Genomic DNA, 22,823 nt, shown 5'->3' with positions numbered 1-22,823 from the left:
AAACTGTGCAATCTGGATGTATGCAAAATTCATGCATAGTTTGTCGCTCTGCTCAAAATAAAAAGAAACCTCTTTACCCGGCAGGATCCGCTCGCTTTTTGAAGCATCGCAAGAATAACTGTAGCCCGTGTCTCCGGCTATAGCCCAGACGAAAAAACGCCTTTTATCAATTTTTTATGCAGGTTACGTCTACGTGATAAGCCGAAACGGCCTTCAGGGAGGTGAAAAATTCTTTAAAGAAAGGTTAAAAGCAGCAGAAAAGATGGCCTTCTGCAGTCGCTATGGCAGCGACTGCGCAAAAGTCAGACAGCCTTAGTGGAGAAAATTGGGAGATGCATCATTATTCTCTGCATCCTCTTCCGCGCTATACAGCAGATGGTGTGCATTGGCTTCCATCATTACCATGGAAATTTGCTCTTCGCTCAAGCGCATAAACCAGGCGAACTGCTTGAAAGACAGCCCTGCCCCGGAGAATAAAGACTGGCAAACGACCAGTTTTGGCAGATTATCATCCTGTATGTCGAGAAATGCCTTCACCGTCAAAGAACTGGCGTTGATGGCCGACAGGTCGGAGGCCAGCGCCAGCAGCGCGGAGGGCTTCACTTCGGCCAGCGCGGAGAAAAGGATCACGTCGTTAATCAGATCGATTTTGGCATCGAAAATGCCGTCGAAATTCTGCATATGAGGCAGATGCAGCGCCTGGCAGGAATCGCATTCGAAGAACGTAATTCCGGCATCATCGAGCCATTGACGTAACGTATCCAGTGTAGGTACGACCTGTAAATCCATCGCTGTGCAGCCTCTTAAATAAAAACTTCGCTTAGATTACGCAAAAAGTGCGTTCAATGCCATTTAACCGCCCGTTTTCAGACAGTAGCCCGGCGTCGCATGACGCTCAATCCATGCGATCATTTTACCCGCAATATCGACGCCGGTGGTTTTTTCCACACCTTCCAGCCCCGGAGAAGCATTGACTTCCATGACCAGCGGCCCGCGCGTCGCCCGCAGAAGGTCTACGCCCGCCACGTCCAGCCCCAGGGTTTGCGCCGCTTTCACGGCAATTTCCCGCTCGCGATCGCTGATATCGGCGATTCTGGCAACGCCGCCGCGGTGAAGGTTAGAGCGGAAGTCGCCCTCTTTCGCCTGCCGCTCGATGGCCGCCACCACTTCGTTACCGACCACGAAGCAGCGAATATCGCGACCTTTCGCCTCTTCAATATACTCCTGCACCAGAATGTGCGCATTCAGTCCCCGAAAGGCGTCAACCACGCTTTCTGCCGCCTGACGCGTCTCCGCCAGCACCACGCCGATGCCCTGCGTGCCTTCCACCAGCTTGATCACCAGAGGCGCGCCGCCCACCATGTCAATGAGATCGCTGGTGTCGTCCGGGGAATGGGCAATCCCCGTGACGGGGAGATCGATCCCCTGACGGGCGAGCAGCTGCAGCGAGCGCAGCTTGTCGCGGGCGCGGGAAATGGCGACGGATTCGTTGAGCGGATAGCTGCCCAGCATCTCAAACTGGCGCAGCGCGGCGGTGCCGTAATAGGTAATCTGCGAGCCGATGCGCGGGATCACCGCATCAAAGTGCGGCAGCTTGCGGCCTTTGTAGTGAATCGACGAGGCGGCCGGGTCGATGTTCATATAGCAGGACATCGGATCGAGGATCTCAACCTGATGCCCGCGTTTGGCTGCCGCTTCTCGCAGGCGTTTACATGAATAGAGCGTTCCATCCCGGGACAATATGGCAATTTTCACCCTGCACCTCTCTGAAGACACGGAAAAAGCCTGCGTATCATATACGCAGGCAGGCACAGGATAAATGGACTATCGCGTCGCCCAGCCCTGTTTGTGCAGATAATCGAGAATAAACGGACGGTTTTCCTTAATGATGGTGCGGCGAATATGGTCGCTCCAGGTGTCGCGGCGGTTATTGCTGTCGCGCGTCAGATAGTAATTCGCCAGCTCTTCATCGTATTGATGCAGGACGTCGCGATCGACCGGCTGGTAGTGGTTTTCATGCACCAGCATCGCCGCAGGAATGCGCGGCTTGAGATCCGGGTTATCCGCCGGCCAGCCGAGACACAGGCCGAACAGCGGCAGCACGTGTTTTGGCAGCTTCAGCAGCTCGGTTACGCTTTCGATGTTGTTACGCAGGCCGCCGATGTAGACGCCGCCTAACCCCAGCGACTCCGCAGCCGTGAAGGCGTTTTGCGCCATCAGGGCGGTATCCACCACGCCCAGCAGCAGCTGTTCGGCCAGCCCCAGCTGCGCTTCAGGGCAGATCTGCAGGTGGCGGTTAAAGTCGGCGCAGAATACCCAGAACTCGGCGGCCTGAGCCACATGCTTTTGTCCGCCGGTGAGCGTCACTAACTCTTCACGCATGGCCTTGTCGGTAATGCGAATAATGGAGCTGCACTGCAGGAAGCTGGAACTCGAGGTCGCCCTGGCGCTGTTAATGATGGCGGTACGCTGCGCGTCGGTAATCGGCTCGTCGGTGAAGTGGCGAATGGAGCGGTGGGACTGGAGCAGGTCAATCGTGGGTGTCATCTTGTCTCTCTTTGTCTTGCTTAAACCTTATGCCAGCCAGTATAGGCAATGATTTGCACGATGTAATTGGCGAAACATAGCCTGACTGTATCAAAGCGACAGGCGAAACCTTCTTTAATGGCGGCAGGTTATCGGGCACTATATGCCTATTCGCCGTCAGGCTTGTTTTTTGAGGAGAGAGAAATGTTTGCAGTAATTTTTGGTCGTCCAGGGTGCCCCTACTGTGTACGCGCGAAAGAGCTGGCTGAGAAACTGACCGAAGAGCGCGATGACTTCAACTTCCGCTATGTGGATATCCACGCGGAAGGCATCACCAAAGCGGATCTGGAAAAAACCGTCGGCAAGCCGGTTGAAACCGTGCCGCAGATCTTCCTCGATCAGAAACACATCGGCGGCTGCACCGACTTTGAAGCCTACGCCAAAGAGCATCTTGGCCTGTTTGCCGAGCAGTAATGACAAGACGCCCTCACCGTGAGGGCGTTTTTATTTGTGCTGCCGTCGATGTTTAAGCAGGCTGCGCACAAACAGGTAGCAGAGCGCGCCAAGGGCGCACCAGAATACGGCGCTCAACAACCACGCCAGTTCCTGCCAGAAACTCCGGGTTGAAACGTACAGCAGGCGCATCAGCAGCAGACACAGCGGCGCGGCCAGCATAGCGCCCAGCAGCGGCTTCACCACCTCCCCTTTCCGGGAGAGAAAACTGGCCGCAGCCCCCGGCAGCGTGAAAAAGAGTAGCCCCAGCTCCGGGTGACCCGACGCCCTGAATGCCCCTTTCACATTAAACGCGAGCGACATGCAGACGACCGTGAACAGCAAAAAGCAGCTGATCACTCCCGCCCAGTTTCGTTTCATATTCAAACTATCCTCCTGACTTATCTCTATCAAATACACTTTCGTCGGGTAGACGCCCAGTCAGATAAAGCAATGCGGCAATCCTTGCCAAAGTACGCACAGGGTGATGCGATAATAGGTGGCTGTCAGTAGCTAATGCGATTAAACTACACGCCAGCTAATGTTTTAGGGAATAAAGCAGGAAACAGGGAGCGTTAACGCCTTTCCCTGACCCAGAAAACAGTAGCCCAAAAAGTCCTTTCATTCAACAACTTACTAGTAAACAAGAAGTTAGCCTCCGTGAATATAAACGTCGCAGACTTGTTAAATGGGAATTACATCCTGTTATTATTTGTGGTACTGGCGCTGGGTCTTTGCCTGGGTAAATTGCGCCTGGGGTCGGTTCAACTCGGTAATTCCATTGGCGTTTTAGTCGTCTCACTATTATTAGGCCAGCAGCACTTCAGCATTAACACGGACGCGCTCAACTTAGGTTTTATGCTGTTTATTTTTTGCGTTGGCGTGGAAGCGGGACCTAACTTTTTTTCAATTTTCTTCCGCGACGGCAAAAATTATCTGATGCTGGCGCTGGTGATGGTCGGCAGCGCGCTGCTGATCGCGCTGGGGCTGGGTAAACTGTTTGGCTGGGATATCGGGTTAACGGCCGGTATGCTGGCAGGCTCCATGACCTCCACCCCGGTGCTCGTGGGTGCCGGTGATACCCTGCGTCATTCCGGCATGGCCGGCGCGCAGCTCTCTACCGCGCTCGACCACCTGAGCCTGGGCTATGCCCTGACCTATCTGATTGGTCTGGTGAGCCTGATTGTAGGCGCGCGCTACCTGCCAAAACTGCAGCACCAGGATCTGCAGACCAGCGCCCAGCAAATCGCCCGCGAGCGCGGTCTCGATACCGACTCCAAACGTAAAGTCTATCTCCCGGTGATCCGCGCCTATCGCGTTGGGCCAGAGCTGGTGGCCTGGGCAGACGGCAAAAACCTGCGCGAGCTGGGTATTTACCGCCAGACGGGCTGCTACATCGAACGTATCCGCCGTAACGGCATTCTGGCGAACCCGGACGGCGACGCGGTGCTGCAGATGGGCGACGACATCGCGCTGGTGGGTTATCCGGACGCGCACGCCCGTCTCGACCCGAGCTTCCGTAACGGCAAAGAGGTGTTCGACCGCGACCTGCTCGACATGCGCATCGTCACCGAAGAGATCGTGGTGAAAAACCATAACGCCGTGGGCCGTCGCCTGGCGCAGCTGAAGCTGACCGACCACGGCTGCTTCCTCAACCGCGTGATCCGCAGCCAGATTGAGATGCCGATCGACGATAACGTCGTGCTCAACAAAGGCGACGTTTTGCAGGTCAGCGGCGACGCGCGACGCGTGAAAACCGTGGCCGACCGCATCGGCTTTATCTCCATTCACAGCCAGGTCACCGACCTGCTGGCCTTCTGCGCCTTCTTTATCGTTGGCCTGATGATCGGGATGATCACCTTCCAGTTCAGCAACTTTAGCTTCGGCATCGGTAACGCCGCCGGGCTGCTGTTTGCCGGGATCATGCTGGGCTTCCTGCGAGCGAACCACCCGACCTTTGGCTACATTCCGCAGGGCGCATTGAACATGGTGAAAGAGTTCGGTCTGATGGTCTTTATGGCGGGCGTAGGCTTGAGCGCGGGCAGCGGGATAGGCCACAGCCTTGGTGCCGTCGGCTGGCAAATGCTGGTTTCAGGACTTATCGTCAGCCTGGTGCCGGTGGTGATCTGCTTCCTGTTCGGCGCCTACGTGCTGCGCATGAACCGCGCCCTGCTGTTCGGGGCGATGATGGGCGCGCGTACCTGTGCCCCCGCGATGGAAATCATCAGCGACACCGCGCGCAGCAACATCCCGGCGCTGGGCTATGCGGGCACGTACGCTATCGCCAACGTGCTGCTGACGCTGGCGGGTACGCTAATCATCATCATCTGGCCGGGGCTCGGATAACTCCTAAGAATGCGCGTGGCGGAAAATATTTTTGTTACGCGCAGAACTTTTTTAGCAGGGGGCAGTCATAACTAGTGCCACTGCTTTTCTTTGATGTCCCCAATTTGTGGAGCCCATCAACCCCGCCGTTTTGGTTCAAGGTTGATGGGTTTTTTGTTGCCTGAAATTCCCCTTTCTCAAATCTCGTCTTTTCTCCTGCCACCAAAACATATATGATTAAACATATATTAAAACAACACCAGCAGGAACTCCCATGCTCCACCCGCTCCACCTCTTCAAAACCCTCTCCGATGAAACGCGGCTCGCCATCATTATGCTGCTCCGCGAAGCGGGCGAGCTGTGCGTCTGCGATCTCTGCTCCGCCACCGCCGAGTCGCAGCCAAAGATCTCCCGCCATATGGCCCTGCTGCGCGAGTCCGGGCTGGTTATCGACCGTCGCGAGGGGAAATGGGTTCACTACCGTCTCTCTCCCAACATGCCTGCATGGGCGGCAGCCGTTATCGACACCAGCTGGAACTGCCTGCGGGAAGAGACGCGTATGAAGTTGAAAAACCGGCTTCCGGGTTCTTGCTAATCACAACACATTCACAAAAACAGATGCAACGGAGTAAAAGATGTTCCTGGCAGGGGCTATTTTTCTGTTTACGCTGGTACTGGTCATCTGGCAGCCGAAAGGACTGAGTATCGGCTGGAGCGCGACATTTGGCGCCGTACTGGCGCTCGCCAGCGGCGTGATCCATGTTAACGATATCCCTGTCGTGTGGAATATCGTCTGGAACGCCACGGCGACGTTTATCGCCGTCATCGTCATCAGCCTGCTGCTGGATGAGTCCGGCTTTTTCGAGTGGGCGGCGCTGCATGTTGCCCGCTGGGGGAACGGTCGCGGGCGATTGCTGTTTACGTATATCGTGCTGCTGGGCGCAGCCGTGGCGGCGCTGTTTGCCAATGACGGCGCGGCGCTGATCCTGACGCCTATAGTTATCGCCATGCTGCTGGCGCTGGGGTTCAGCAAGCAGGCGACGCTGGCGTTTGTGATGGCGGCAGGTTTTATCGCCGATACCGCCAGCCTGCCGCTGATAGTCTCCAACCTGGTCAACATTGTCTCAGCGGACTTCTTTAAGCTGGGGTTCAGCGAATACGCCTCGGTAATGATCCCGGTAGATATCGCCGCGATTGCTGCAACGCTGGTGATGCTGCATCTGTTCTTTCGCAAGGATATTCCTCCGGCATATGACCTGGCAAAACTCCAGGAGCCCGCGCGGGCCATTCACGATCTCCCGACGTTCAGAACGGGCTGGATCGTGCTGCTCCTTCTTCTCGTCGGCTTCTTTGTGCTTGAACCTCTCGGCATTCCGGTCAGCGCCATCGCCACCGTCGGCGCACTGATTTTATTCGCTGTCGCAAAAAGGGGACATGCAATAAACACCGGAAAAGTGCTGCGCGGCGCACCGTGGCAAATTGTCATCTTCTCGCTGGGGATGTATCTGGTGGTGTATGGCCTGCGCAATGCCGGGCTGACGGACTCTCTCACTGGCGTACTGAATAGCCTGGCCGGGCACGGATTGTGGGCCACCACGCTGGGCACCGGGTTCATCACCGCGTTCCTGTCATCCATAATGAACAATATGCCCACGGTGCTGATTGGCGCGCTCTCCATTGACGGCAGCACGGCAACAGGACTAATCAAAGAAGCGATGATCTATGCCAATGTGATTGGCTGCGATCTGGGGCCAAAAATCACGCCTATCGGCAGCCTCGCCACCCTGCTCTGGCTTCACGTGCTGGCGCAGAAAAACATGACGATTACCTGGGGCTACTATTTCCGGACGGGCATCATCATGACGCTGCCGGTCCTGTTTGTGACGCTCGCCGCGCTGGCGCTACGTCTCTCCTTCACACTGTAATGAGCAACCGATATGAGCCACATCACCATTTATCACAACCCCGCCTGCGGCACCTCGCGCAACACGCTGGAGATGATCCGCAACAGCGGCACGGAGCCGGAGGTAATCCTCTATCTGGAAACCCCGCCGTCGCACGATACGCTGACCACCCTGATTGCCGATATGGGGATTTCGGTGCGGGATCTGCTGCGTAAAAACGTGGAGCCCTATGAACAGCTCGGCCTGGCGGAAGATACGTTCACCGACGAGCAGCTTATCGGTTTTATGCTTCAGTACCCAATCCTGATTAACCGTCCGATCGTGGTCACGCCGCTGGGCACCCGCCTGTGCCGCCCGTCTGAAGTCGTTCTCGACATCCTGCCGGATGCGCAGAAAGGGGCTTTTACGAAAGAGGATGGCGAAGCGGTCGTGGACGCCAGCGGGAAAAAAATTCAACACAGGTAAAACTGACGGGGCGCGGGATACCTAAGGGTTCCCCTCGCCCGCAATCCTGCCCACCATCGCCCGGATCTCTTCCCGTGTTAGCGGCGTCCGGTCAGTCACATAGTGCAGCGTCATCCCTTCGATAAACGCGTCCAGCGCGCGGGTGGTGACCGGGTCAAACCACTGCTCAAGCGTAGTCTGGCTCATCTTCATCCAGTCCTGCATCACCGTCTTGAGCGCCGCACTGCGGTGCATAAAGGCGTAGAGCTGGTACATCAGCGCCATGTTGTGCGGCGTGGTCACCTGCGAGCTGTGGATCAGGGTGGTGATGGATTCGCACGCCATTTCCGGCCCGGTGACGCCTGCGAAGAAATCCCGGTACTGCTGCGACATCTGGCGGGTAAACCACGTGAAGGCCTCCTCCAGCAGCGGCTCCATGCCGTCGAAATAGTAGGTCATCGACCCCAGCGGCACGCCCGCACAGGTGGCGATTTTACGGTGCGTGACGGCGTGAATCCCGTGCTCGGCGATGGTATCGAGCGTTGCCTGGAGTATTTTTTCCCGGCGATGCGGATCGTTCGGTGGTCTGCTCATAAATTCCTCACGTGGTTTATGTACAAATGTACACAAACTTGCTAGTGTTGTCGCTATTGTTGTACTTCTGGTGCTACCCCAATGACGCTGACCTCTCCCCGTAAAGCCCTGCAGCTCCGCATGTGGGCGCTGTTTATGTTCTTCTTTATCCCCGGCCTGCTGATGGCCTCCTGGGCCACGCGCACCCCCGCCATTCGCGACATTTTGTCCGTCTCGACCGCTGAGATGGGCATCGTGCTGTTTGGCCTGTCGATAGGCTCGATGAGCGGCATACTCTGCTCCGCGTGGCTGGTAAAGCGCTTTGGCACGCGGGCGGTGATCCGCACCACCATGTGCTTCGCGGTCGTTGGGATGATCGTGCTGAGCGCCGCGCTGTGGTGTGCGTCACCGGTGCTGTTTGCCCTGGGGCTGACGGTATTTGGCGGCAGCTTCGGCTCGGCGGAAGTGGCCATCAACGTTGAAGGGGCGGCGGTCGAGCGCGAGATGAACAAAACCGTGCTGCCGATGATGCACGGCTTTTACAGCCTCGGCACGCTGGCCGGTGCGGGCGTGGGGATGGCGCTAACGGCTACGGGCGTGAGCGCAAATCTGCATATTCTGCTGGCGGCGCTGGTGTGCATCATTCCGATCCTGACCGGCATCCGGGCCATTCCGGCCGGCACCGGCAAGAACTCCGCTGACGAACAGCATTCGACCGAAAAAGGGTTACCCTTCTACCGCGATTTCCAGCTGATGCTGATCGGCGTGGTGGTGCTGGCGATGGCGTTTGCGGAAGGTTCCGCCAACGACTGGCTGCCGCTGCTGATGGTGGACGGTCACGGCTTTAGCCCAACCTCCGGCTCGCTGATTTACGCCGGGTTTACGCTGGGCATGACCGTCGGGCGCTTCACCGGCGGCTGGTTTATCGACCGCTACAGCCGCGTGGCGGTGGTGCGCGCCAGCGCCCTTCTCGGCGGGCTGGGTATCGCGATGATTATCTTTGTGGACGTGGACTGGATTGCCGGCGTCTCGGTGATCCTCTGGGGGCTGGGCGCGTCGCTCGGCTTCCCGCTGACCATTTCGGCCGCCAGCGACACCGGCCCGGATGCCCCGACGCGCGTCAGCGTGGTGGCGACTACCGGCTATCTCGCCTTCCTGGTGGGGCCGCCGCTGCTCGGCTTCCTGGGTGAACACTACGGGCTGCGCAGCGCCATGCTGGTGGTATTGGGGTTAGTGATCGTCGCGGCGCTGGTGGCGCGCGCGGTGGCGAAGCCGGAAACGAATCAAACGACACTGGAGAAGGGATATGAGCGTTAAACTGATCGCCGTCGACATGGATGGTACATTCCTGAGCGATGCCAAGACCTACAATCGCCCGCGCTTCCTGGCGCAGTACGCCCGCATGAAGGCGCAAGGCATTCGCTTCGTGGTCGCCAGCGGCAACCAGTACTACCAGCTGATCTCCTTTTTCCCGGAGATTGCGCATGAAATTTCATTCGTCGCCGAAAACGGCGGCTGGGTGGTGAGCGAAGGTGAAGACGTCTTTAACGGTGAACTGTCGAAAGCCCATTTTGAGTCCGTCGCGAAGGTCTTAAACGACGTTCCGGGCATCGAGATTATCGCCTGCGGGAAGAGCAGCGCCTACACCTTGAAAGATTATGACGAGGGCTTCAAGGCGATCGCGGCGAAGTACTATCACCGTCTCGAAATGGTGAGTGATTTCGACAACCTGAACGATATTTTCTTCAAGTTCGGGCTTAACGTGTCTGACGATGAAATCCCGCGCATTCAGGCAATGCTGCATGAAAAGCTGAGCGACATTATGGTGCCCGTCACCACCGGTCACGGCAGCATCGACCTCATCATCCCCGGCGTGCATAAAGCCAACGGCCTGCGGCTCCTGCAACAGCGCTGGGGCATAAACGACAGCGAAGTGGTGGCCTTCGGCGACAGCGGCAACGACGTTGAGATGCTGCGTCAGTCCGGGTTCAGCTTTGCGATGGCGAATGCCAGACCGCACATCAAGGCGGTGGCGCGTTTCGAAGCGCCGCATAATAACGAGGAAGGCGTGCTGGATGTGATTGAAAAGGTGTTGAACGGCGAGGCGCCGTTTAATTGATATCGTGCGGTCTGGTGCCCTCCCCCCTCACCCTGACCCTCTCCCCAACGGGGAGAGGGAAAAGACAGATTAAGGCTGCAGGGCGTTGCCGACGCGTTTGTCCTTCAGGAATACCACCATCAGGCCAACCCACAGCGCGCCGTTGGCGAGGTTAAACAGGCTGAACAGCCCGTTGCCGCCCAACGCGTAGGCATGCTTGCTCACCTCAATACCGACGGTAAAGATCAGCATCTGCAGCATGCCCATCGCCGCGGATACCGTGCCTTTACTCATTTCGCTGGCAAACAGCGTCAGGCGTACCAGCCCGGCGTTCGCCACGCCAATGCCGAAGGCGTAGAGGCTTAGCCCCGCCGTCATCCACAGGTAGGCGTGGGATGACGCGACGGTCGCCACCGCCGCCAGAATCAGCCCTGCCGCAATCGGCCAGCCGCCCATGATAATCAGTGAACGCACGGTGCGGCGCGACGTCAGACGGGCCAGCACCAGGTTTCCGATAATCAGCGCGCCGAAGATCGGCACCTGCAGCAGGCCATACTCATAGCTGCTGAGCTTTTCACCGCTGATGATAATGACCGGCGACTGCGCAATCCACGCCAGCAGCGGCAGGCTCACGAACCCGGTCGCCAGCGCGCCCGCCACAAAGCGGCCATTCTTCAGCACTGCTTTGTAATCCCGACCCAGCTCTTTGAGCGAGAGTTTCTCGCCGATGCGGGTAGCCGTTTCCGGCATCGCGTGGTGCAGGCCGAAGAATGCGATAGCGGCGAGTACCGCAAAGAGAACAAACATCCCTTCCCACGGGGCTACGTGCACCCACGCCGCGCCCACCAGCGGCCCCAGCAGCGGAGCGATCAGCGCCACGTTGGCCATTAGCGCGGTAATTTTGATACACACCGCCTCTTCAAATGACTCCTGAATGGCGGCATACCCTACGGCACCGATAAAGCACAGGCTCACCCCCTGCAGGAAACGCAGCAGGGTAAATTGCTCGATGTTTTGCGCCAGCAGCGTGGCAAGGCAGGTGACGATAAACCACACCACGCCCGTCAGCATCACCGGGCGACGGCCAATACGATCCGACAGCGGCCCTAACAGCCACTGCAAAAACATGCCGCCGGCCAGATAGGCGGTCATGGAGGTCGGTACCCACTCAATGCCCGCGTTGTACTGCGCCACAACGGTCAGCATACCGGGCTGGATCATATCGTTGCCGATATAGGTAGAAAATTCGTAGAGCACCAGACACAGAGGGAAAAGCAACGCCTGACGACCCAGACGCGCACCAGAAGAAGAACGGTTTAACATGCAATCTCTTTATAATGACAAAATCGCGACGAGTTTAATGAAATGCCGCGGCCCGAGATAGTGATTTATCGAGGATAAACAGAAATAAAGCACATATCGTCTTCGTTTAAGGTTTCCTTAAGTTGACAGATTTATGATAGCCCCATTACTCGTCAACGACCCCAAATTATGGCACTCATTTCCAGCCGTTCAGAATTGTCTAACTTACAGACAAATAAGACAAAACGACTTTACCGCTTGCCGGGCCGCTTTTATGGTTATCAGCTTTTCGTGCTGTTAGTCCTTGCCGTGCTTTTCACGTGGCTATCGCGCGATGAAGCGCTCGACAGATGGATCACCGGCTTTTGGTATGACGCGGCAACGCAGAGTTTCCCGCTGCAGAAAGACCACCTGCTGGATCTGCTTAACCACCGCCTGGCGAAGTATATCGCCATCGCCTTAGGTGCCGTGGCGCTGCTTTACGGCGCTTACAGGCGTAACGCAAGGCTGGTGACGGCGGCGCTGCTGATGGGCGTTGGCGCGCTGGTGGTGGGCGTGCTGAAAAGCGTGAGCCATCACAGCTGCCCGTGGGATCTGGTGGAATATGGCGGTAAGGCGGTGTCTTATCCCCTGTTCAGCGCCGTCCCTGCTGACAGCGGTCCGGGGCGCTGTTTCCCCGGCGGTCATGCCTCCAGCGGGTTTATGGTGATGGGGCTGTTTTTTGCCTTCTGGCGCGAGCGTCCGCGTCTCGCCTGGAGCTTCGTCGTCCTCGGCGTGCTGCTGGGTCTGGCGATGGGCTTCGGTCAGGTGATGCGCGGAGCACATTTTTTCTCTCACAACCTGTGGGCCGGGTGGTGGGTTTGGTTTTCCCAGGTGGCCGTCTACGGGCTGATTTCCACCCGGTTTGCTAAAGAGTGATAACGCTATGTTAGAGAATCTGAATTATCAGCTGTTTTATCTGATTAACGCCACGCCAGCCTCGCCAGAGTGGATGATTGACTTTGCCACCTTTCTGGCAAAAGACCTGATCGGTATCGTGCCCGCGCTGGCCGCCATTCTCTGGCTGTGGGGTCCCCGCAGTCAGGTGAAGGCACAGCGCCAGCTGGTGATCAAAGTCGCGATGGCGCTCGGGGTAAGCGTACTGGCCAGCTATATTCTTGGCCATGCGTTCCCGCACGACCGTCCTTTTGTCGACCATGTCGGTTATACCTTCCTGCATCACGCACCCGATGACTCCTTCCCGAGCGATCACGGTACGGTTATCTTCACCTTCGCGCTGGCTTTCCTGTTCTGGCATCGCCTGTGGTCTGGTGCGGTGCTGATGGTGGCGGCCGTGGCGATTGCCTGGTCCCGCGTTTACCTGGGCGTTCACTGGCCGCTGGATATGGTGGGCGGTTTCCTGGTAGGGCTGATTGGCTGCGTAAGCGCGGCTATTCTGTGGAGCCTCTTTGGCGAAGCGCTTTACCGGACGCTGTCTTCACTCTATCGCACCCTTTTCGCTATCCCGATCCGCAAAGGCTGGATACGTGACTAACCCCGACCTGACAGGTTACACTTGAACCCCCGCCCTGCGGGGGTTCACTTTTTTATCCCGAGGAACTATGGAAACACGTCGCGATGACCGCATAGCTCAGCTGCTTCAGGCGCTGAAGCGCAGCGATAAGCTGCATCTTAAGGAAGCCGCCAACCTCCTCGGCGTCTCAGAGATGACCATTCGTCGGGATCTGAACAGCGAAAGCGCGCCCGTCGTGCTGCTGGGCGGCTATATTGTGCTTGAGCCGCGCAGCGCCAGCCATTATCTGATCAGCGACCAGAAGACGCGCCTGGTGGAAGAGAAGCGTAAAGCCGCGCGGCTTGCGGCCTCGCTGGTGCAGCCGCACCAGACGCTGTTTTTTGACTGCGGGACCACCACGCCGTGGATTATCGAAGCCATCGACAGCAGCATCCCTTTTACCGCCGTGTGCTACTCCCTGAACACCTTTCTGGCGCTTCAGGAGAAACCCGAGTGCCGGGTGATCCTCTGCGGGGGCGAGTTTCACGCCAGCAACGCTATCTTTAAGCCGCTCAACCTGCAGGACACCCTCAGCAATCTCTGCCCGGACATCGCGTTCTATTCCGCCGCGGGCGTGAATGTGCGTCAGGGGGCGACCTGCTTTAATCTGGAGGAACTGCCGGTAAAGCACTGGGCGTTAAGCGCGGCGCAGTACCACGTGCTGGTGGTCGATCACAGTAAGTTTGGTAAGGTGCGGTCGGCACGAATGGGCGAGCTGGGGCAGTTTGACGCCATCGTCAGCGATTGCCGCCCGGACGACGAGATTGTGGCCCACGCGAAGGCGCAGCAGGTAAAGTTGATGTATTGAACGGGGTGCGGTCTGATGCCCGCACCCCGGCCCTCTCCCACGGGGAGAGGGAGAAAAACCACAAGGTTTAGCTAAACCAACTGCCAAACCAGCCGTGGAATTTCATCATCACGAAATCCCACATCCGGCTGAAGAAGCCGCCCTCTTCCACCGCCTCCATCACGATCAGCGGACGCTGTTCAATCGACTTACCGTTGAGCTGGAAATCAATCGTCCCGACCACCTGGCCTTTTTTCAGCGGTGCCGTGAGCTGCGGGTCGGTCAGGGTGTAGCTGGCCTTCAGGTTTTTCAGCTGGCCGCGTGGAATGGTTACGGAACCCGCCTCGCCCGCCCCGAGGTTGACTTCACTCTTGTCACCAAACCAGACGCGCTGGCTGACGAACGTGGCATCCGGCTTAATCGGCGTCACGGTCTCATAGAAGCGGAAGCCCCAGGTCAGCAGCTTTTCCGATTCGTTAAAGCGAATGCGGTCGGTTTTGGTGCCCAGCACCACCGAAATCAGGCGCATGTCGCCCTGCGTCGCGGAGGCTACCAGGTTATAACCCGCGCCCGCCGTGGTGCCGGTCTTCATGCCGTCCACGTTAACGTTGCTGCTCCACAGCAGGCGGTTGCGGTTCGGCTGGCGGATTTTGTTGAAGGTAAACTCTTTCTCTTTATGGATGGCGTATTCATCCGGCACGTCGTGGATCAGCGCCTTCCCCAGCAGCGCCATGTCGCGCGCGGTACTGAACTGTCCCGGCGCATCCAGGCCGTGAACCGTTTTGAACGTGGTGTTGGTTAAGCCCAGCTTCTGCGCATAGCCATTCATCAAACCAATGAAAGAATCCTGACTGCCGGCAACGTAATCGGCCAGCGCGATGCACGCATCATTCCCCGACTGAATAATCACCCCTTTATTCAGATCGGAAACGGAAACCTGATCGCCCGGCTTCAGGAACATCACGGAAGAGCCCCGCAGCGCCGGGTTCCCGGTTGCCCAGGCATCCTTCCCGATCGTGACCATATCGTCCAGCTTGATCTTGCCCGCCTTCAGCGCCTGGCCCACCACATAGCTGGTCATGATTTTGGTGAGGCTGGCCGGATCGAGTTTCTCATCCGCATTGCCTTCCGCCAGCACCTTACCGCTGGAATAATCCATCAGGATCCAGGCGCGCGCATCCACAGGCGGCGCTTCGGGCGCAGCCTGCTCAGCTGCGTAGAGCGTTGGTGCAAACAGGAAAAGGAGCGCAGAGCCTGCCGCCAGGCTGCGCAGAGAAGTCATTTTACGCGTCATAAATGCCACCCGAGTGTCCATTCAAAAATTACGTCACATCACCGTGTCGCAAGAAGCGATGAGTAATAGCGCACTAAAACGGTTAAAGAAACCCAACGAGGGTAAAGTTATTAAAGTTTATGCAATAACATTCAGATACGCTTTGATTCAGACGATTTTTTTGTCTTCTGTTGCGTAATTGTTAGGTTTATCTCACCATGACGAAAAGCTGACTCGGATTCACATCTCATCGGGAGTAAATATGATTACGCTATGGGGCAGGAATAATTCGACCAACGTTAAGAAAGTGCTCTGGACGCTGGAAGAGCTGGATTTACCGTTCAATCAGATCATGGCCGGACTGTCGTTTGGCGTGAACAAAGAGGCAGACTACCTGGCCATGAACCCGAACGGCCTGGTGCCGCTGCTGCGCGATGATGAAACAGACGCGACGCTTTGGGAGTCCAACACCATTGTGCGTTACCTCGCCGCCCAGTACGGCCAGGGACGCCTGTGGGTTGAAAATCCGGCCCGCCGTGCGCAGGGTGATAAATGGATGGACTGGGCAAACCAGACGCTGTCCCCGACCCACCGCGTGATCCTGATGGGGCTTATCCGCACGCCGGAAGCCGAACGTGACTATCCCGCCATTCATGCCGCGCAGGATGCCTGCGAACGTCTGTTTGCCATGATGGATGACGAGCTTGCGAAGCACGCCTGGTTCTCCGGCGAGGCGTTCGGCACGGGCGATATCGCCGTGGCGCCATTCGTCTGGAACCTGACCAACATGGGCCTGAAGTGGACGCCGCGCCCTCACCTTGCGCGCTGGCTAAACCAGCTGAGCGATCGCCCGGCATACCGCAACGTGGTGATGATCCCGGTCACCTGATTACGCGCCGGACGGGCTGACTTTTAACAGCTGCCCGTCCGTCTCGTCGGTCAGAACATATAAATAGCCATCCGGCCCCACCCGCACGTCGCGAATACGCTGGTCCCGGTCGCCCAGAATGCGCCCGTCTTCCGTCACCCTGTTGCCGTCCACGTTCAGAACGATAACGTCCTTCTCCTTCAGCGCGCCGATGAACAGCTTGTTTTTCCACTGCGGGAAGACGTCGCTGTTGTAAAACGCCATGCCGCTGACTGCGGGGGACACTTTCCAGACGAACAGCGGCTTTTCGGTGCCCTCAACGTGCTCGCCTCTGGCTTCCGGGATTTTCAACCCGCTGTAGTTGATGCCGTGCGTCGCCAGCGACCAGCCGTAGTTCTTTCCCTTTTCCGGGATGTTGATCTCATCCCCGCCGCGCGGGCCGTGCTCGTTCAGCCACAGCGTCTCGCTCCAGGGATTCATCGCCATTCCCTGCGGGTTGCGAATGCCGTAAGACCAGATTTCCGGGCGCGCGCCGGGAGTATTTGCAAACGGGTTATCCGACGGGACTTTCCCGTCTTCGGTGAGGCGCACGACTTTACCCTGCAGCTTGTCCAGATCCTGCGCCGTCGGCCGCTGGTTATTCTCGCCGAGGCCAATAAAGAGGTAACCTTTGCCGTCGAACACCAGCCGCCCACCAAAATGGTTCCCGGTCGAGAGTTTCGGCATCTGGCGGAACGCCACCTGGAAACCCTCGATGCGGGTAGCGTCGTCGCTCAGGCGGCCATAGCCCACCGCCGTTCCGGCTTTGCCGTCATCACCGGCCTCGGCGTAGCTCAGCCAGACGCGGCGCGACGTTTTAAAATCCGGCGCCAACACCACGTCCAGCAAACCTCCCTGACCGTTTGCCCACACCTTCGGTACGCCGACAATCGGATCGGAGAGCCCTTTTCCGGCCTGCCAGCGCTTAAGCTGGCCGCCCTTCAGGGTCACCAGCAGCCCTTGATTGTCCGGCAGGAACGCCAGGGACCAGGGATGATCGAGCCGGTTTTGCAGCACCTCGACCTTGACCGCTTCTGGCGCAGCAAGCAGCGATACGGGAAATAACAACGCAGGCAGGAAAATCAGCGAGGATCGGTGCATAACGCGCTCCTTTATCGGCATATGGCATAAAGGGTAGCCACTGCATCCGGGCGCGTTACCACTTTTACAAAAGCTTAATCAGAAGGGGGAGTGACCTCCCCCTGGCTCAGTGCTGTTCAAGCGCTTCGTGTTCGTTCAGGCACATGATGCATAGAGAGAGCGTGGTCAGGCAGTTTTCAAGCTTCTCCGCGTTAACGGCGATAAAATTCGGGCAGTCGTGGCGTCCGTTCATCAAACATACCCCAGCGATGGAGAGCACCTCAGCGGCACGGCGCAGCGCAAGCAGCTCGCTTTCGCCGTAATTCGCCCTCAGGATCGGTGCTTTTTCACGCATGAAATTACACAGTTCAAACAGGTTTTCACGCAGATGTTCGCTTTCGCTGACTGACATATACCCTTTTGCCTTCCTCAACTGCAGGTACGCGGCCAGGTCGATTCGGGCGTTGATCAGCTTGTTCAGCAGATCGCGTTTTAGTCTGTCAACGGTCATTCTCTTTCCTCCTCTGTCAGCCATGGTGCATAGTCAGGATAAGTACATTTTTTGTACAATTTAATGCCTGAGATCAATTTTTATTAACTGATTAACATTATTTACAATGTTACAACGTCAACCCGGCGTATCCGCCTTGCAAAGAGTGTATAAATCCCCCGCGATACGCTGTAAAATCCCGCCCTGATAACTCCATAATTGATGAATTTTTAACCTATGAGCAATGTTACGCACCAGCCGAAAATCGGCTTCGTCTCCCTGGGCTGCCCGAAAAACCTCGTGGATTCCGAACGCATCCTGACCGAACTGCGCACCGAGGGCTATGACGTGGTGCCAAGCTACGACAACGCCGATATGGTGATTGTTAACACCTGCGGGTTCATCGACAGCGCGGTTCAGGAGTCCCTGGAAGCCATCGGTGAAGCCCTGACGGAAAATGGCAAAGTGATTGTTACCGGCTGTCTGGGCGCGAAAGAAGACCAGATCCGCGAAGTGCACCCGAAGGTGCTGGAGATCACCGGCCCGCACAGCTACGAGCAGGTGCTGCAACATGTTCATCACTATGTGCCAAAACCCAAGCACAACCCGTTCCTGAGCCTCGTGCCGGAACAGGGCGTGAAGCTGACGCCGCGCCACTACGCGTACCTGAAAATTTCCGAAGGCTGCAACCATCGCTGCACCTTCTGCATCATCCCGTCCATGCGTGGCGATCTGGTGAGCCGTCCGATTGGCGAAGTGCTGGCAGAAGCCAAACGTCTGGCCGACGCGGGCGTGAAGGAGCTGCTGGTCATCTCCCAGGATACCTCTGCTTACGGCGTGGACGTGAAGCACCGCTCCGGATTCCATAACGGCGAGCCGGTGAAAACCAGCATGGTGGGCCTGTGCGAGCAGCTGTCCAAACTCGGCATCTGGACGCGTCTGCACTACGTCTATCCGTACCCGCACGTTGACGACGTGATCCCGCTGATGGCGGAAGGCAAAATTCTGCCGTACCTCGACATCCCGCTGCAGCACGCCAGCCCGCGTATCCTGAAGCTGATGAAGCGCCCAGGCTCCGTTGACCGTCAGCTGGCGCGCATCAAGCAGTGGCGCGAGATCTGCCCGGAGCTGACCCTGCGTTCAACGTTCATCGTCGGCTTCCCGGGTGAAACCGAAGAAGATTTCCAGATGCTGCTCGACTTCCTGAAGGAAGCGCGTCTGGACCGCGTAGGCTGCTTCAAGTACAGCCCGGTGGAAGGTGCGACCGCCAACGAACTGGCGGATCAGGTGCCGGAAGAGGTGAAAGAAGAGCGCTGGAACCGCTTCATGCAGCTGCAGCAGCAGATCTCCGCCGAGCGCCTGCAGGAGAAAGTGGGCCGCGAGATCATGGTCATCATCGACGAAGTGGACGAAGAAGGTGCGATTGGCCGCAGCATGGCCGATGCCCCTGAAATCGACGGTGCGGTGTACCTGAACGGCGAAACCAACGTTAAGCCAGGCGATATTATTCGCGTGAAGGTTGAAAACGCGGACGAGTATGATCTGTGGGGTAGCCGGGTTTAACCTTCTTCCCCCCTCACCCTAACCCTCTCCCCACTGGGGAGAGGGGACTGCTCGGTGCGGTTTTTCACCCTCGCCCCTTTGGGGAGAGGGCCGGGGTGAGGGGCAAGTAAAAGCCTACCCCTTAATCCTCGGATCCAGCGCGTCGCGCAGCCCGTCACCTAACAGGTTAAACGCCAGCACGGTCAGGAAAATCGCCAGACTCGGGAAGATCGCCACGTGCGGCGCAATCACCATATCTGCCCTCGCCTCGTTCAGCATCGCGCCCCACTCCGGCGTTGGCGGCTGCGCGCCCAAACCCAGAAACGACAGGCTGGCCGCCGAGATAATCGACACGCCGATACGCATGGTGAAATAGACCACGATGGACGAGACCGTACCCGGCAGAATATGGCTGAACAGGATGGTAGCGTCGCTGGCCCCCATGCTGCGGGCGGACTCGATAAAGGTCTGCTGCTTCAGCACCAGCGTGTTGCCGCGCACCAGGCGGGCAAACGCCGGAATCGAAAAGACCGCGACGGCAATGATGACGTTCGCCATGCCGCTGCCCATGATCGCCACCACGGCGATCGCCAGCAGAATGCCGGGAAAAGCAAACAGCACGTCGCAGATGCGCATGATGATGCGGTCCCACCAGCCTTCGTAATACCCGGCAACCAGACCCAGAACGGTCCCGATGGCCGCGCCAATCAGCACCGCGAACACCCCGGCGGCGAGCGAGATTTGCGCCCCCACCAGCACGCGGCTGAAGATATCGCGGCCGAGGGAGTCCACGCCGAACCAGTGCAGCATCGAGGGGCCGTCGTTCAGACGGTCGTAATCAAAATAGTTTTCCGCATCAAACGGCGCCACCCACTGCGCCACAATCGCCACCGCAATCAGCAGCAGCACGAACAGCCCCGCCGCCATCGCGACCGGCTGACGGCGAAAACGCCGCCAGAATTCAGACCACGGGGTGCGGATATGGTCCGGTTTGAGCCCCGGCATCGCGTTTAACACGGCCTGACGTCGCCAGTTCAACAATCGCATCTTACTTGTACCTGATGGCCGGGTTGATGGCGGCGTAGAGCACGTCAACCACTAAGTTAATAAGAATAAACTCCAGGGAGAACAGCAGAACTTCCGCCTGAATCACCGGGTAGTCGCGCATCTCGACGGAATCGACCAGCAGGCGCCCCAGCCCCGGCCAGTTGAACACCTTTTCCACGACGATCGAGCCGCCCAGCAGGAAGCCAAACTGCAGCCCCATCATCGTCACCACCGGGATCATCGCATTGCGAAACCCGTGCTTGAGAATGACCCACTTCTCGCTGACCCCTTTCGCCCGCGCGGTGCGAATATAGTCTTCGCTCAGCACGTCAACGAACGAGGCGCGGGTAAAGCGGGCCATCACCGCCGAAACGGCAGCCCCCAGGGTCAGGGACGGCAGGATGTAGTGCTGCCAGGTATCCGCCCCGACGGTCGGCAGCCAGCCCAACTCAACGGAGAAGATCTGCATCAGCAGCATCCCCAGCGCGAACGCCGGGAAGGAGATCCCGGTGACCGCCAGCGCCATGCCGAGCTTGTCCGGCCAGCGGTTGCGCCAGACCGCCGCCACAATCCCTGCACCCAGCCCAAACACGACCGCCCAGCTCATGCTGGCAATCGTTAGCCAGAACGTCGGCATAAAGCGGCTGGCAATATCCTCCGACACCGGACGGCGCGACACCATCGAGATCCCGAAATCGCCCTGCAGAACGTTGCAGATATAATGGATGAACTGCCTATACAGCGGCTGGTCAAGACCAAGCTGCTTGCGCACCAGCTCAATGACGGTGGCATCCGCTTCCGGCCCTGCAACCAGACGCGCCGGATCGCCCGGCAGCATATGGACAAACAAAAACACCAGCACCGCCACAATCAGCAGCGTCGGGATAAGCCCCAGCAGACGTTTACAAACATAATTCAGCATGAGGTTTATTTTAAATCCGCATCGTCAAAGCTAAAGCCGGTGTCCGGCATGATGTAGAACCCGGTCAGCGCTTTGTTATGGGCTGAGACCAGTTTCTCCACCACCAGCGGCACCCACGGCGACTCTTTCCAGATAATGTCCTGCGCGTCCTTGTAGAGGCGCGCTTTCTCTTCCGGTTTGGTGGTTTTCAGGGCATCGGCCAGGTCTTTGTCCACCTGCGGATTGCTGTAAAACGCGGTGTTGAACAGGGTTGGCGGCCAGTTCTGCGAGGCGAACAGCGGCGACAGCGCCCAGTCGGCTTCACCGGTCGAGGCCGTCCAGCCGGTGTAGAACATCCGCACGCCGCTCTCTTTCTGCCCTTTTCCCTCCACTTCAGCCGCACGCTGCCCGGCATCCATCGCGGTGACCTGCACCTTGATGCCCACCTGCGCCAGCTGCTGCTGGGTAAACTGCAGCACCTTCTGGGCGGTACTGTGGTTATGCGACGACCACAGCGTGGTGCTGAAGCCGTTCGGGAAGCCCGCCTCTTTCAGCAGCTCGCGCGCTTTGGCCGGATCGTACGGCCACGGCTGATAGCTTTGCGCATACGCAATCGCCGGCGGCAGCACGCCGGTCGCCGGGGTGGCATAGCCCGCAAAAGCGACCTTCACCAGCGCCTGGCGGTTGATGGCGTAGTTGATAGCTTCACGCACCTTCGGGTTATCAAACGGCTTTTGCGTGACGTTCATGCTGATGTAGCGCTGCATGATAGACGGGCTGGCGACCAGCTCCAGCTTGCTGTTTTTCTGCAGAATGGCGGCCTGCTCATACGGGATCGGGAAGGCAAACTGCGCCTCGCCGGTTTGCAGCATCGCCGCGCGGGTGTTGTTGTCCACCACCGGGCGCCAGGTGATGGTGTCCAGCTTCGGCAGCCCCTGCTGCCAGTATCCCGCGAATTTCTTCACCTTTACAAAATCGGTCTGGTTCCAGGTGAGCAGCTCGTACGGGCCGGTACCGACCGGGTGGAAGCCGATCTCCTTGCCGTATTTCTTCAGCGCGGCAGGAGAAATCATCGCCGTTGCCGGATGCGCCAGGATATTGATAAACGCGGAGAACGGCTCTTTCAGGGTAATTTTTACCGTCGCCGGGTCGACCACCTCCGTTTTGGCGATATTTTTATACAGGTTATAGCGCTTGAGGCTATTTTCCGGATTGCTGGCGCGATCGAGGTTAACCTTCACCGCCTCCGCGTTGAAATCGGTCCCGTCCTGAAACTTCACGCCGGTTCTGAGCTTGATGGTATACACCAGTCCGTCGTCGGAGACGGTGTATCCCTCCGCCAGCACGTTTTTGAGCTTCATCTCTTTATCCAGGCCGAAAAGGCCCTGATAGAAGGATTTCGCCACCGCCTGCGACAGCGTGTCGTTGGCGTCATACGGATCGAGCGTGGTGAAATTAGAGCCGACGGCCACCACCACGTCTTTGGCAGCGAACGCGGGGGCAGCGGCCAGGGCTGCCGTCACGCTCGCGGCTAACAACCATCTACGCGCTACAAATGTAACCATTGTGTTCTCCTGCCT

General features: G+C 57.9%; 24 protein-coding genes. 12 read left to right on the top strand and 12 right to left on the bottom strand.

All coding sequences use genetic code 11. The features are described from left to right. Positions 1-312: 312 nt before the first annotated feature. From FY206_RS08370 to nfsA, 3 genes are all read right to left on the bottom strand, one after another. Positions 313-789, bottom strand: coding sequence for a YbjN domain-containing protein (locus FY206_RS08370; protein WP_032639153.1), 477 nt, complete (start codon positions 787-789; stop codon positions 313-315). 63 nt (positions 790-852) lie between these two features. Beyond that, entirely contained in the window at positions 853-1,755 is a 903-nt protein-coding gene (gene rimK, locus FY206_RS08365) for a 30S ribosomal protein S6--L-glutamate ligase (protein ID WP_032639152.1), read from the bottom strand. 69 nt (positions 1,756-1,824) lie between these two features. Beyond that, complete coding sequence (gene nfsA / locus FY206_RS08360; protein WP_032639151.1) at positions 1,825-2,547, bottom strand: nitroreductase NfsA; 723 nt, start codon at positions 2,545-2,547, stop codon at positions 1,825-1,827. A gap of 183 nt (positions 2,548-2,730) precedes the next feature. On the opposite strand from nfsA, the gene FY206_RS08355 reads away from it, so the two are divergent. Continuing rightward, the gene (locus tag FY206_RS08355; RefSeq protein WP_028012502.1) at positions 2,731-3,000 is read left to right on the top strand and encodes a GrxA family glutaredoxin; all 270 of its coding nucleotides are present in this window, start codon (positions 2,731-2,733) and stop codon (positions 2,998-3,000) included. A 30-nt stretch (positions 3,001-3,030) separates the two neighbouring features. Here the strand turns inward: FY206_RS08355 and FY206_RS08350 are convergent, their stop codons facing one another. Continuing rightward, entirely contained in the window at positions 3,031-3,399 is a 369-nt protein-coding gene (locus FY206_RS08350) for an inner membrane protein YbjM (protein ID WP_080500327.1), read from the bottom strand. Positions 3,400-3,678: 279 nt separating this feature from the next. Between FY206_RS08350 and FY206_RS08345 the strand changes: the two genes are divergently transcribed. The 4 genes from FY206_RS08345 to arsC all read left to right on the top strand — a co-directional run bounded on the left by FY206_RS08345 (position 3,679) and on the right by arsC (position 7,712). Beyond that, positions 3,679-5,364 carry an aspartate:alanine antiporter gene (locus FY206_RS08345; protein WP_014169303.1) on the top strand — a complete coding sequence of 562 codons (1,686 nt, stop codon included), beginning with the start codon at positions 3,679-3,681 and terminating at the stop codon, positions 5,362-5,364. A gap of 253 nt (positions 5,365-5,617) precedes the next feature. Next, positions 5,618-5,938, top strand: a complete 321-nt coding sequence (locus FY206_RS08340) for a metalloregulator ArsR/SmtB family transcription factor (protein ID WP_032639147.1) — start codon at positions 5,618-5,620, stop codon at positions 5,936-5,938. A gap of 40 nt (positions 5,939-5,978) precedes the next feature. Continuing rightward, positions 5,979-7,268 (top strand): arsenic transporter, encoded by a 1,290-nt coding sequence (locus FY206_RS08335; RefSeq protein ID WP_045890485.1) that lies wholly within the window; start codon positions 5,979-5,981, stop codon positions 7,266-7,268. A 12-nt stretch (positions 7,269-7,280) separates the two neighbouring features. After that, the gene (gene arsC / locus FY206_RS08330; protein ID WP_032639143.1) at positions 7,281-7,712 is read left to right on the top strand and encodes a glutaredoxin-dependent arsenate reductase; all 432 of its coding nucleotides are present in this window, start codon (positions 7,281-7,283) and stop codon (positions 7,710-7,712) included. A gap of 21 nt (positions 7,713-7,733) precedes the next feature. Here arsC and FY206_RS08325 read toward each other — a convergent pair whose 3' ends face one another. Beyond that, on the bottom strand, positions 7,734-8,285 hold the full coding sequence (locus FY206_RS08325) for a TetR/AcrR family transcriptional regulator (RefSeq protein WP_032639141.1): 552 nt from the start codon (positions 8,283-8,285) through the stop codon (positions 7,734-7,736). Positions 8,286-8,366: 81 nt separating this feature from the next. On the opposite strand from FY206_RS08325, the gene FY206_RS08320 reads away from it, so the two are divergent. Both FY206_RS08320 and FY206_RS08315 read left to right on the top strand, forming a co-directional pair. Next, positions 8,367-9,581 carry an MFS transporter gene (locus tag FY206_RS08320; RefSeq protein ID WP_080500328.1) on the top strand — a complete coding sequence of 405 codons (1,215 nt, stop codon included), beginning with the start codon at positions 8,367-8,369 and terminating at the stop codon, positions 9,579-9,581. Further along, positions 9,571-10,383 carry a Cof-type HAD-IIB family hydrolase gene (locus FY206_RS08315; RefSeq protein ID WP_032639133.1) on the top strand — a complete coding sequence of 271 codons (813 nt, stop codon included), beginning with the start codon at positions 9,571-9,573 and terminating at the stop codon, positions 10,381-10,383. The genes FY206_RS08320 and FY206_RS08315 overlap by 11 nt, the downstream gene beginning before the upstream one ends. A 69-nt stretch (positions 10,384-10,452) precedes the next feature. Here FY206_RS08315 and FY206_RS08310 read toward each other — a convergent pair whose 3' ends face one another. Continuing rightward, positions 10,453-11,685: an MFS transporter gene (locus FY206_RS08310; protein WP_032639132.1), complete on the bottom strand. Its 1,233-nt coding sequence runs from the start codon at positions 11,683-11,685 to the stop codon at positions 10,453-10,455. A 168-nt stretch (positions 11,686-11,853) separates the two neighbouring features. Here FY206_RS08310 and FY206_RS08305 point away from each other — a divergent pair, with 168 nt between their 5' ends. The 3 genes from FY206_RS08305 to deoR all read left to right on the top strand — a co-directional run bounded on the left by FY206_RS08305 (position 11,854) and on the right by deoR (position 14,024). Beyond that, entirely contained in the window at positions 11,854-12,582 is a 729-nt protein-coding gene (locus FY206_RS08305; RefSeq protein WP_032639130.1) for a phosphatase PAP2 family protein, read from the top strand. A 7-nt stretch (positions 12,583-12,589) separates the two neighbouring features. After that, positions 12,590-13,198, top strand: coding sequence for an undecaprenyl-diphosphate phosphatase (gene ybjG, locus FY206_RS08300; protein ID WP_032639129.1), 609 nt, complete (start codon positions 12,590-12,592; stop codon positions 13,196-13,198). A 67-nt stretch (positions 13,199-13,265) separates the two neighbouring features. Continuing rightward, on the top strand, positions 13,266-14,024 hold the full coding sequence (gene deoR, locus FY206_RS08295; RefSeq protein ID WP_032639124.1) for a DNA-binding transcriptional repressor DeoR: 759 nt from the start codon (positions 13,266-13,268) through the stop codon (positions 14,022-14,024). 67 nt (positions 14,025-14,091) lie between these two features. Here the strand turns inward: deoR and dacC are convergent, their stop codons facing one another. Next, a complete protein-coding gene (gene dacC / locus FY206_RS08290; RefSeq protein ID WP_045890490.1) occupies positions 14,092-15,297 on the bottom strand; it encodes a serine-type D-Ala-D-Ala carboxypeptidase in 1,206 nt (401 codons plus the stop codon). A gap of 241 nt (positions 15,298-15,538) precedes the next feature. Here dacC and FY206_RS08285 point away from each other — a divergent pair, with 241 nt between their 5' ends. After that, on the top strand, positions 15,539-16,165 hold the full coding sequence (locus FY206_RS08285; protein WP_045890483.1) for a glutathione S-transferase family protein: 627 nt from the start codon (positions 15,539-15,541) through the stop codon (positions 16,163-16,165). On the opposite strand, the gene FY206_RS08280 is transcribed toward FY206_RS08285, so the two are convergent. Together FY206_RS08280 and bssR are read right to left on the bottom strand one after the other, a co-directional pair. Continuing rightward, positions 16,166-17,284: a PQQ-dependent sugar dehydrogenase gene (locus FY206_RS08280; RefSeq protein WP_032639117.1), complete on the bottom strand. Its 1,119-nt coding sequence runs from the start codon at positions 17,282-17,284 to the stop codon at positions 16,166-16,168. A gap of 106 nt (positions 17,285-17,390) precedes the next feature. Then, positions 17,391-17,774, bottom strand: a complete 384-nt coding sequence (gene bssR, locus FY206_RS08275) for a biofilm formation regulator BssR (RefSeq protein WP_032639115.1) — start codon at positions 17,772-17,774, stop codon at positions 17,391-17,393. 216 nt (positions 17,775-17,990) lie between these two features. Here bssR and rimO point away from each other — a divergent pair, with 216 nt between their 5' ends. Beyond that, complete coding sequence (rimO, locus tag FY206_RS08270) at positions 17,991-19,316, top strand: 30S ribosomal protein S12 methylthiotransferase RimO (RefSeq protein WP_032639113.1); 1,326 nt, start codon at positions 17,991-17,993, stop codon at positions 19,314-19,316. Positions 19,317-19,430: 114 nt separating this feature from the next. Here the strand turns inward: rimO and gsiD are convergent, their stop codons facing one another. Genes gsiD through gsiB form a run of 3 tightly spaced genes read right to left on the bottom strand, consistent with a single transcriptional unit; the run spans position 19,431 to position 22,808 of the window. Beyond that, positions 19,431-20,342, bottom strand: coding sequence for a glutathione ABC transporter permease GsiD (gene gsiD / locus FY206_RS08265; RefSeq protein ID WP_032639111.1), 912 nt, complete (start codon positions 20,340-20,342; stop codon positions 19,431-19,433). A 1-nt stretch (position 20,343) separates the two neighbouring features. Continuing rightward, on the bottom strand, positions 20,344-21,264 hold the full coding sequence (gene gsiC / locus FY206_RS08260; RefSeq protein WP_032639110.1) for a glutathione ABC transporter permease GsiC: 921 nt from the start codon (positions 21,262-21,264) through the stop codon (positions 20,344-20,346). Positions 21,265-21,269: 5 nt separating this feature from the next. Next, entirely contained in the window at positions 21,270-22,808 is a 1,539-nt protein-coding gene (gsiB, locus tag FY206_RS08255; protein ID WP_032639108.1) for a glutathione ABC transporter substrate-binding protein GsiB, read from the bottom strand. Positions 22,809-22,823: the final 15 nt, after the last annotated feature.

Source organism: Enterobacter chengduensis, assembly GCF_001984825.2.
Lineage (GTDB): Bacteria > Pseudomonadota > Gammaproteobacteria > Enterobacterales > Enterobacteriaceae > Enterobacter > Enterobacter chengduensis.
This window is presented reverse-complemented; position numbering and strand designations above follow the sequence as displayed.

Coding starts and splice junctions, on each gene's coding strand:
- FY206_RS08305 (WP_032639130.1), top strand. CDS start 11,854: ATGGCACTCATTTCCAGCCGTTCAGAATTGTCTAACTTACAGACAAAT.
- bssR (WP_032639115.1), bottom strand. CDS start 17,774: ATGACCGTTGACAGACTAAAACGCGATCTGCTGAACAAGCTGATCAAC.
- gsiC (WP_032639110.1), bottom strand. CDS start 21,264: ATGCTGAATTATGTTTGTAAACGTCTGCTGGGGCTTATCCCGACGCTG.
- FY206_RS08280 (WP_032639117.1), bottom strand. CDS start 17,284: ATGCACCGATCCTCGCTGATTTTCCTGCCTGCGTTGTTATTTCCCGTA.
- FY206_RS08310 (WP_032639132.1), bottom strand. CDS start 11,685: ATGTTAAACCGTTCTTCTTCTGGTGCGCGTCTGGGTCGTCAGGCGTTG.
- arsC (WP_032639143.1), top strand. CDS start 7,281: ATGAGCCACATCACCATTTATCACAACCCCGCCTGCGGCACCTCGCGC.
- FY206_RS08350 (WP_080500327.1), bottom strand. CDS start 3,399: ATGAAACGAAACTGGGCGGGAGTGATCAGCTGCTTTTTGCTGTTCACG.
- FY206_RS08335 (WP_045890485.1), top strand. CDS start 5,979: ATGTTCCTGGCAGGGGCTATTTTTCTGTTTACGCTGGTACTGGTCATC.
- ybjG (WP_032639129.1), top strand. CDS start 12,590: ATGTTAGAGAATCTGAATTATCAGCTGTTTTATCTGATTAACGCCACG.
- deoR (WP_032639124.1), top strand. CDS start 13,266: ATGGAAACACGTCGCGATGACCGCATAGCTCAGCTGCTTCAGGCGCTG.
- FY206_RS08370 (WP_032639153.1), bottom strand. CDS start 789: ATGGATTTACAGGTCGTACCTACACTGGATACGTTACGTCAATGGCTC.
- rimO (WP_032639113.1), top strand. CDS start 17,991: ATGAGCAATGTTACGCACCAGCCGAAAATCGGCTTCGTCTCCCTGGGC.
- gsiD (WP_032639111.1), bottom strand. CDS start 20,342: ATGCGATTGTTGAACTGGCGACGTCAGGCCGTGTTAAACGCGATGCCG.
- dacC (WP_045890490.1), bottom strand. CDS start 15,297: ATGACGCGTAAAATGACTTCTCTGCGCAGCCTGGCGGCAGGCTCTGCG.
- FY206_RS08320 (WP_080500328.1), top strand. CDS start 8,367: ATGACGCTGACCTCTCCCCGTAAAGCCCTGCAGCTCCGCATGTGGGCG.
- gsiB (WP_032639108.1), bottom strand. CDS start 22,808: ATGGTTACATTTGTAGCGCGTAGATGGTTGTTAGCCGCGAGCGTGACG.
- FY206_RS08285 (WP_045890483.1), top strand. CDS start 15,539: ATGATTACGCTATGGGGCAGGAATAATTCGACCAACGTTAAGAAAGTG.
- nfsA (WP_032639151.1), bottom strand. CDS start 2,547: ATGACACCCACGATTGACCTGCTCCAGTCCCACCGCTCCATTCGCCAC.
- FY206_RS08340 (WP_032639147.1), top strand. CDS start 5,618: ATGCTCCACCCGCTCCACCTCTTCAAAACCCTCTCCGATGAAACGCGG.
- FY206_RS08315 (WP_032639133.1), top strand. CDS start 9,571: ATGAGCGTTAAACTGATCGCCGTCGACATGGATGGTACATTCCTGAGC.
- FY206_RS08325 (WP_032639141.1), bottom strand. CDS start 8,285: ATGAGCAGACCACCGAACGATCCGCATCGCCGGGAAAAAATACTCCAG.
- FY206_RS08355 (WP_028012502.1), top strand. CDS start 2,731: ATGTTTGCAGTAATTTTTGGTCGTCCAGGGTGCCCCTACTGTGTACGC.